9 protein-coding genes are annotated in these 6,996 nt (G+C 58.3%); 3 read left to right on the top strand and 6 right to left on the bottom strand.

Features of this window, described 5'->3' with window-relative positions; genetic code table 11:
* On the top strand, window positions 1-396 hold a 396-nt coding region (locus P7F28_RS33225), incomplete at its 5' end, for a type VI secretion IcmF C-terminal domain-containing protein (RefSeq protein ID WP_277189591.1).
* Window positions 397-426: 30 nt separating this feature from the next.
* Here P7F28_RS33225 and P7F28_RS33220 read toward each other — a convergent pair.
* The 4 genes from P7F28_RS33220 to P7F28_RS33205 are packed head-to-tail and all read right to left on the bottom strand — an operon-like array spanning window position 427 to window position 3,883.
* The gene (locus P7F28_RS33220) at window positions 427-1,596 is read right to left on the bottom strand and encodes a betaine/proline/choline family ABC transporter ATP-binding protein (RefSeq protein ID WP_277189589.1); all 1,170 of its coding nucleotides are present in this window, start codon (window positions 1,594-1,596) and stop codon (window positions 427-429) included.
* Window positions 1,593-2,246: an ABC transporter permease gene (locus P7F28_RS33215; protein WP_277189587.1), complete on the bottom strand. Its 654-nt coding sequence runs from the start codon at window positions 2,244-2,246 to the stop codon at window positions 1,593-1,595. Before P7F28_RS33215 ends, P7F28_RS33220 begins: the two co-directional genes overlap by 4 nt.
* Window positions 2,247-2,267: 21 nt before the next feature.
* A complete protein-coding gene (locus P7F28_RS33210; protein WP_370467458.1) occupies window positions 2,268-3,152 on the bottom strand; it encodes a glycine betaine ABC transporter substrate-binding protein in 885 nt (294 codons plus the stop codon).
* Between the two features lie 14 nt (window positions 3,153-3,166).
* Complete coding sequence (locus tag P7F28_RS33205) at window positions 3,167-3,883, bottom strand: ABC transporter permease (RefSeq protein ID WP_277189585.1); 717 nt, start codon at window positions 3,881-3,883, stop codon at window positions 3,167-3,169.
* A 157-nt stretch (window positions 3,884-4,040) separates the two neighbouring features.
* Here P7F28_RS33205 and P7F28_RS33200 point away from each other — a divergent pair, with 157 nt between their 5' ends.
* Window positions 4,041-5,003, top strand: coding sequence for an alpha/beta fold hydrolase (locus P7F28_RS33200; protein ID WP_277189583.1), 963 nt, complete (start codon window positions 4,041-4,043; stop codon window positions 5,001-5,003).
* A 16-nt stretch (window positions 5,004-5,019) separates the two neighbouring features.
* On the opposite strand, the gene P7F28_RS33195 is transcribed toward P7F28_RS33200, so the two are convergent.
* The gene (locus P7F28_RS33195; RefSeq protein WP_277189581.1) at window positions 5,020-5,805 is read right to left on the bottom strand and encodes a CHAD domain-containing protein; all 786 of its coding nucleotides are present in this window, start codon (window positions 5,803-5,805) and stop codon (window positions 5,020-5,022) included.
* 376 nt (window positions 5,806-6,181) lie between these two features.
* On the opposite strand from P7F28_RS33195, the gene P7F28_RS33190 reads away from it, so the two are divergent.
* Window positions 6,182-6,550 carry an NUDIX hydrolase gene (locus tag P7F28_RS33190; RefSeq protein WP_277189579.1) on the top strand — a complete coding sequence of 123 codons (369 nt, stop codon included), beginning with the start codon at window positions 6,182-6,184 and terminating at the stop codon, window positions 6,548-6,550.
* Window positions 6,551-6,570: 20 nt separating this feature from the next.
* Here P7F28_RS33190 and P7F28_RS33185 read toward each other — a convergent pair whose 3' ends face one another.
* Complete coding sequence (locus P7F28_RS33185) at window positions 6,571-6,873, bottom strand: DUF4148 domain-containing protein (RefSeq protein ID WP_277189577.1); 303 nt, start codon at window positions 6,871-6,873, stop codon at window positions 6,571-6,573.
* Window positions 6,874-6,996 lie beyond the last annotated feature (123 nt).

The raw sequence follows: 6,996 nt of genomic DNA, 5'->3' as shown, positions 1-6,996 counted from the left end.
CTCTCAATCGACATCGATGGCCAAGGCGCGATCTATCAACATGGGCCCGTAACGCCGCTGCACATCACATGGCCCGGTCCGCGCGGTGGCGTGCATGCCGAGATAACCGCCAACCCGCGCATTCGCCCGGAGACATCAACGATCTCGACGAAAGGCGCGTGGGCGTTTATGCGGATGTTGCAGCAAGGGGAATTGATTCGTACTGCGACGCCTGGCAGGACGCGTGTCGAGTATGCGTTCGATGGGCGCAAGGCCGTGCTCGACATCGCCAACACGGGCAGTCTCGCGAATCCACTGACGAGTGATCTGCTGACCACCTTCCGATGCCCGCGGCCGCTTCCTGCTTCGTATTTGCTCGATACCGGACCGCCGCCGGATCTGCCCGGCGCACCTTGAACGCGGATAACACCCCCTTCAACTCCGATACTACGACGCGCCCGCCACCTCTTTCGCACGCACCACCGGCACGTGCCCGGTCTGCTGGCGCGAGCGCCCCGAACTCAGGTAATCCGCGATCGAATCCTGCGTGACTTCGCCGACATAATGGCCATCGGCATCCAGCACGGGCATCCACGACGAGCGGAACTGATACATCTTCGAGAGCACGATCCGCAGATTGTCTTCGGGCGAGACCGTCATCTGAAACGCGGTGGCCTTGTCGCCGCAGACACCTTCCGCCGCACGCGCCGCACGGCGTGTGACGAAGCCGAGCGCGCGCTGATTGCCGTCGAGCACGGTGAGATAGCGGCTGTCGTTATCGTCCATGATCGTGAAGGCTTCCTGCAACGTTGTGTCCGCGAGTGCAGTGAGCGGCTGCGTTGCGGCATCGCCTGCTTTCACGAGCAACAGGCGCTTGAGCGTGCTGTCCGCGCCCACGAACTGACCGACGAAATCATCGCGCGGATGCGCTAATAAGGTATCCGGATGATCGTATTGAACCAGCTTGCCGCGCCTGAACACCGCAACGCGATCGCCCAGTTTGATCGCCTCGTCGATATCGTGACTCACCATGATGACGGTCTTCTTCAGTTGCCGCTGCATCTGGAAGAACTCGTTCTGAATGGTCTCGCGATTGATCGGATCGACCGCGCCGAAAGGCTCGTCCATCAGTAACACGGGCGGATCGGCGGCGAGCGCACGAATCACGCCGATACGCTGCTGCTGTCCGCCCGACAATTCACGCGGATAACGCTTCAAATACAGCTTCGGATCGAGCGCGACCATCGACATGAGTTCGGTGGCGCGGTCGGCGCAGCGCTTCTTGTCCCAGCCGAGCAGACGCGGCACCACCGTGATGTTCTCTTCGATCGTCATGTTCGGAAACAAGCCGATCTGCTGAATCACATAGCCGATATGACGACGCAGATCGACTTCATTCAGCCCGCTCGTGTCTTCACCGTTGATCAGCACGCGGCCCGACGTCGGCTCGATCAGGCGATTGATCATCTTGAGCGTGGTGGTCTTGCCGCAGCCGGACGGCCCGAGAAACACGCAGATTTCGCCCTCTTCCACCTTGAGGCTCACGGCATCCACGGCATTCACTTTCTGGCCGTCCTTCTGCGTGAAAGTCTTGGTCAGTCGGTCGAGTTCGATCATGTCTTTTGCACTCCCTTCGGGGTCAATACGCGCTGCAAGCCTTGCAGCAGCAAGTCGGCGACGATCGCGAGCACGCTTACGAGCGCGGCGCCCACCAGCAGTTTCATCATGTTGCTCTGGCCGATCGCGCGCACGATCAGCGAACCCAGTCCGCCCGCGCCGATCACGGCCGCAATCGTCATCACGCCGATGTTCATCACCACCGCCGTGCGCACGCCGCCGAGAATCACCGGCACGGCGAGCGGCAACTCGACCAGACGCAGCCGCTGCCACGCCGTCATGCCAATGCCGATTCCCGCTTCCTTGATGCCCGATTCGACATTGCGCAACGCGAGGTAAGTGTTGCGCATGATCGGCAGCAGCGAGTACAGGAACACCGCGGTAATCGCGGGCACCGCGCCGATACCTTCGCCAAAGCGCGAAAACACCGGAATCATCAAGCCGAACAGCGCAATGGACGGCAGCGTGAGAATGATCGTCGCGATACCGAGTAATGGCCCCGCGAGCCAGTCGAATCGATTCATCAGGATGCCTACTGGTACACCGACGATGATCGCGCATCCCACCGCTAGTCCCACCAGATAGCAGTGCTGCAAGGTCAGTTGCAGAAGTTCGGGCCAGTTGGCGGACAGATAGTCCATCAGACTCATCGTTGTTTCTCCTTCTTCGCGTCAGGGCAGCTTGTGCGTGCGCAGAAACTCGCTCGCCACTGCCTGCACCGATTTGCCGTCGATATCGACCTGTTTGTTCATCTCCAGCATTGCGTCGTTATCGAGCGTGGCGGACAGCGCATTGAGTTGCTCCGTGAGCTTCGGGTTCTGCTGAAGCACGCTGGCACGGACCACAGGCGTAGCGTTGTACGGCGGGAAGAAATGCCGATCATCCTCCAGCGGCACGATGCCGAAGCCCTTCACGCGGCCATCCGTCGTATAAACCAAACCGATGGTCAACTGGTCGTTGTGCAAGGCCGTGTAGACGAGGCCGGCATCCATCTGACGCGTTTCGGCACGGCTGAAATGCAGGTCGTAGGTGGCTTCGAGCGGCTTAAGGCCATCCGGACGATTGGCGAATTCCGCATCCATGCCGAAGATATGGCGTGTGCCCTTCGGGTCGCTTTTGAGCCTGTCGGAGAGTTGGGAAATAGTACGGATGCCTGATTTCTTTGCTGCGTCAGCCGGTAGACCGAGCGCATACGTGTTATTGAGAGGCGATTTGTTCAGCCACACCAGACCTTCCTTTGCGTCGAGTTCCTTCACGCGCTGATACATCTCATCAGGCGACATCTTGTCCTTCAGCTTGTGATAGACGAGCGCTGCGGTGCCAGTGTATTCCCATGTGATATCGACCTGACCGTTCTGTTGCGCGCTGCGCAGCAGAACGCTGCCGAGACCCGTGCGCGAATCGACGGTATAACCGCGTGAACGTAAATACTGTGCGGTGATTTCCGTCAATACGTACTGCTCAGTGAAGTTCTTTCCGCCGAGCACGAGATTCTCGGCCATTGCAGACACACTCACGCATGCGCTCAATACGCCTGCAAACAAGGCCTTTTTCATGATTCGCGCGATTCTCATGGCGTCACCTCGCTGCCGCTCATCCACCAGCGGCTCGCCGCCGACACGACCATGTCCAGAACCAGCGCGAGAATGGCCGTGGCCGCCGCACCAATCAACAGCATCTGGTTATTGTTGAGGTAGATGCCCGGAAAGATCAGCGTGCCGAGACTGTCCGCGCCGATCAGATACGCGAGCGGCGCAGTGCCGACATTGATGGCCAGCGCCGTACGCACGCCGCCGATGATAATCGGCATGGCATTGGGCAACTCCACGCGCACGAGCGATTGCATGTTCGTCATGCCGATCCCGCGCGCCGCTTCGAGCAACGATGCGGGCACATTCTTCATTCCCTCATAGGTATTGCGCACGATCGGCAACAACGACGCGAGAAACAACGCAATGACAGCAGGCGTTTCGCCGATACCGAAAATACCGAGCGCAATCGCTAACACTGCGAGCGAAGGCACCGTATTGCCGATATTGAAAATTTGCATGAACGCTTCGGCCTGACGTCCGAGTGCGGGACGGCTCAGCATCACGCCTGCCGGTATGCCGATCATGATAGCGAGCATCATGGAAATGCCCACCAACAGCAGATGCCGGCCCGTGTAATACGCGAGGTCGCCGGAGTATTGATGCCAGGTGCTTACATCGATGGCTCGCGCAAGCGCGGCCGCTACGAGCACTGCTGCCAGAAGGCTGCCCACGAGCTGGACAGTACGTCGGGTCATTGAGTCGATCTCCTTGATAGGAGCGACTTGGGCTAGCAAGCGCCGTGCCCGATATTACTAGTCAACGCAGATCACAATGCTTTAGTTCGTCATGCGAAGCAGTTTCAAGCCACTGTACTAAACTGCCTGAGGCCGGATATCGGCAGGAGAACGCGACATGAAAACATTTATTCTGGCGATACTGACAAGCCTCTTTGCCACGGCTTCCCACGCAGCTGGCCTGCAATTCTTCACCATTCCCGCCGATGCCAGCGGACCCGCGATCCAGACCGCCGTCTGGACGCCATGCTCGATTTTCGCGTCTGATTTGCGCATCGGCCCTTACGATCTGAAGGCGCAGCGCAATTGCCCGACCAGCGGCGCACTGCTACCGCTGATCGTGATATCGCACGGACATGGCGGTACATTTCTCGGCCATCACGATCTCGCTGAGACCCTTGCCGATGCGGGCTTTGTCGTCGCGGCGATCAATCATCCCGGCGACACGCACTCGGATATGAGCCGCGCGGACGACATCAGCGAATTCATCGAGCGCCCGACCGATATCAAGCGGCTGATCGATTACATGCTCGACGTATGGCCCGATGCAGCGAAACTCGATGCCCACGCCATCGGCTTTTTCGGCTTTTCTCGTGGCGGCTTCACGGGACTGGTTTTGGCGGGCGGCGTGCCGGACTTCATGCACGCGAAGATCACCTGTCCATACGCCGACGAACAGGTTTGCGAGCGCGCCAAAGCGCAAGCAATGAACGCCGTATGGACGCATGACGCGAGAATTCGTGTCTTCGTTATCGCCGATCCGTTTTCGGTGTTCCCCACGCCAGATACGCTAAAGGACGTAAAGCAGCCCATTCAGCTTTGGGCCTCGCAATATGGCGGCGACGGGGTGGTGCCGGAGACGGTGAAAGCACTCGCCGACGTGCTTCCCATACACCTCGAGTTTCACGTAGCAACGGGTGCGGCGCATTTCGCTTTCCTCGCGCCGTGTCCGGCGGAGATGGCGCACGACGCGCCCACCGTTTGTCTCGATCCAAACGGTTTTGATCGCGTGTCCTTTCACAAACAATTCGATGAACAAGCGCTCCGCTTCTTTCGCCAGGCATTTCCAGCACAGAAGTAAGGTGAGCGAAATGTGCTTACGCTGAAGCCATGATGCGCACGCGCCGCTCAGCCGCGCGCATGCGACGGCCCTTCTGCTTTTCGAGCCATTGCAGCGATTCTTCCACCACTTCCGCAGGCACGTCGTCGAACGATGCGGCACGGATCAAGCTTTCGCTCGCAGCGATATCGTTGAACAGCCCGAGCTTGTTCTGCACCGAGGTCAGTTCTTTGATGGTGCGATCGTGTCCACCCTTGATGACCGGCTGAAAAAACTCCAGCAAATAGCGCAGTTTCTTGCCCGCCTTGCGCACGTCGTGCAGATCTTCTTCCTCCGCTGGCTCCTGACGCGACGCATGCTGGCTGCGCTTCTTCAACGCTCGTTTGGCGCGGCGGACGCGGTCTTCGGCAAACGCCTGCACCGGCACTTCCTTGCAACTCGATTCCAGACGTTCCTGCGCGCGTTGCAGCACGTCTTTAAGGAACGCTTCGACGTCGTCGCACTTGATCATCGACTGACTATGCTCGACGGCCTGTGCGCGTTTGGCTTTGGCAGCGGTGGCCAGCAATCCCATCGATGCACGCGATTCCTGCGCCGCTTTCAACAGATCGCCAGCGATATCCCAATCGCGCGTGCCACCGGCAACGGCGGCAAGCCGCTTGAATTCCTCAGTGGCCTGCGCGGTTGCTTCCTCACCGAGATAAGGCGAATAAGCCCAGTAAAGCGCCCGTAATTTTCTGAACGCTACGCGCAGTTGGTGAAAACCCTCGGCGTCGCAATTGGTCGACAGTTCGCGCGCGCGGCGCACGGCTTCAGCAACCACTGGCGTAGCAAGTGATGAGAAAGTACTCGCAATGGATTGTGTCGTCGGGAGAGTTGAATCGACTGATCGCCGATCCGTTTTGAAGCGGTTGACTGGCGGCGGCAAAGGCCAGTCAGCATCCATATCCACCATTTAAGCCTCAAGTCGGATGAAAATATATTGCTTTGCGAAACCTTAGCATAGCGGCCTTGTAAAACACGGTTTTCATGACGGTTTGATGACTGCGATTTGAACTTGTTGTGTGAACACTTGCGCCTTAAAAATGCTCGCCACGCATGACCAGGATGTGTATTACGATTAGCGGCTATGTGATGTTCTGCGCATCGTGCAGATACATCGAGCGCTCGATAATGCCTACAACAATGCGGGAGCCAAGTTGAAGAAACGCGCCACCGTGATTTGCCGCAGAGGCAAGCGCATCCTTCTGGTCGCACGTAGTCAGTCGAAATGGGCTTTGCCGGGCGGAATGCTCAAGCGCGGAGAGCATCTCTCCGACGCCGCGCTACGTGAGCTTAAGGAAGAAACGCGGCTTAGCGGAAAATCCGCTAAATATCTCTTTGAATTTCGCGGCAAGCAGAAACACCACCACGTCTTTACCTGCGATATTTCCGATCGCGCCAAAGCGCGTCCGAGCAATGAAATCGCTAAATGCCGCTGGGTTCATCTCGACGATATCCCGCGCCTGCTGACCAGCGCGCCGACGAACGATATCGTCAAGCTGATGGGTCAGAGGCGCAGAAAGTAGCGTTAAGACTTAGTGACTTACTACTGACTTGCGCCCGCGCCAATTCCTGCTTTCTTCTGCGCGTTCTGCAAGTCCTGCGGATAATTCGGATCATTGGCGCGCGCCGGGTTATAGCCCGCATCTTCGAGTTTCTTAAGCTCGGCGTTCTTCTTTGCGCGCGCTTGTTTGCGTGCCGCTTTCCTCTGTTCCTTCGTCATGGATGCAGCCTGCGTCGTGCCCGTGGCGGTGGTTCCCGCGTCTTGCGCATGCACGGCAGATACCGTGAGCGCGCTCGTAGCGGCCAGAATCAAGGACAAACCAAGCGAAGCGATCTTCGTTTTCATAGCGACTCCCCTTTATGTTCAGAGGCGACACGCAGCACCGCGCGCCGCCACGCAAGAATACAGCGGAAAGGCAAGCTCGCTATTTTTTGAATCGCATATGGATTTGTTTGCGATTCCTGAAGT

Source organism: Caballeronia sp. BR00000012568055 (assembly GCF_029439455.1).
GTDB lineage: Bacteria > Pseudomonadota > Gammaproteobacteria > Burkholderiales > Burkholderiaceae > Caballeronia.
Note: the sequence above shows the minus strand (reverse complement) of the source record. Positions and strands in the feature narration are given on the sequence as shown.

Coding starts and splice junctions, on each gene's coding strand:
- P7F28_RS33220 (WP_277189589.1), bottom strand. CDS start 1,596: ATGATCGAACTCGACCGACTGACCAAGACTTTCACGCAGAAGGACGGC.
- P7F28_RS33215 (WP_277189587.1), bottom strand. CDS start 2,246: ATGAGTCTGATGGACTATCTGTCCGCCAACTGGCCCGAACTTCTGCAA.
- P7F28_RS33210 (WP_370467458.1), bottom strand. CDS start 3,152: ATGAAAAAGGCCTTGTTTGCAGGCGTATTGAGCGCATGCGTGAGTGTG.
- P7F28_RS33205 (WP_277189585.1), bottom strand. CDS start 3,883: ATGACCCGACGTACTGTCCAGCTCGTGGGCAGCCTTCTGGCAGCAGTG.
- P7F28_RS33200 (WP_277189583.1), top strand. CDS start 4,041: ATGAAAACATTTATTCTGGCGATACTGACAAGCCTCTTTGCCACGGCT.
- P7F28_RS33185 (WP_277189577.1), bottom strand. CDS start 6,873: ATGAAAACGAAGATCGCTTCGCTTGGTTTGTCCTTGATTCTGGCCGCT.